This window comes from Paraburkholderia metrosideri (genome assembly GCF_904848625.1).
Taxonomy (GTDB): domain Bacteria; phylum Pseudomonadota; class Gammaproteobacteria; order Burkholderiales; family Burkholderiaceae; genus Paraburkholderia; species Paraburkholderia metrosideri.
Window position 1 is genome coordinate 1 of sequence record NZ_CAJHCP010000042.1, and the last position, 872, is coordinate 872.

Consider the following 872-nt stretch of genomic DNA (forward strand, 5'->3'; position numbering starts at 1 on the left):
ATCTTGGCAACCACACCAGCGCCGACCGTACGGCCACCTTCGCGGATAGCGAAGCGCAGACCTTCTTCCATCGCGATCGGGTTGATCAGCTTCACCGTGATCGACACATTGTCGCCCGGCATGACCATTTCCTTGTCCTTCGGCAACTCGATCGAGCCCGTCACGTCCGTCGTACGGAAGTAGAACTGCGGACGATAGTTGTTGAAGAACGGCGTATGACGGCCACCTTCGTCCTTGCTCAGCACGTACACTTCAGCCGTGAAGTGCGTGTGCGGGTTGATCGAACCCGGCTTCGCCAGAACCTGGCCACGCTCCACGTCTTCACGCTTCGTGCCGCGCAGCAGGATACCAACGTTGTCGCCTGCCTGACCCTGGTCGAGCAGCTTGCGGAACATTTCCACGCCCGTGCAGGTCGTCTTCACCGTCGGCTTGATACCGACGATTTCGATTTCTTCGCCGACCTTGACGATGCCGCGCTCAACGCGACCCGTCACCACCGTGCCGCGACCCGAGATCGAGAACACGTCTTCCACCGGCATCAGGAACGCACCGTCAACTGCGCGCTCCGGCGTCGGGATGTACGTGTCCAGCGCGTCGGCCAGATTCATGATCGCCACTTCGCCCAGCTCGCCTGCGTCGCCTTCCAGGGCCAGCTTCGCCGAACCCTTGATGATCGGCGTATCGTCGCCCGGGAAGTCGTACTTCGACAGAAGTTCGCGAACTTCCATTTCGACGAGTTCCAGCAACTCAGCGTCGTCCACCATGTCGCACTTGTTCAGGAACACGATGATGTACGGAACGCCAACCTGACGCGCCAGCAGGATGTGCTCGCGCGTTTGCGGCATCGGGCCGTCTGCAGCCGAACACACCAG

At 60.8% G+C, this 872-nt stretch carries 1 protein-coding gene; it reads right to left on the minus strand.

Annotation, left to right across the window (positions count from 1 at the left end; genetic code table 11):
- On the minus strand, positions 1-872 hold an 872-nt coding region (tuf, locus tag LMG28727_RS33870), incomplete at both ends, for an elongation factor Tu (protein WP_201646649.1).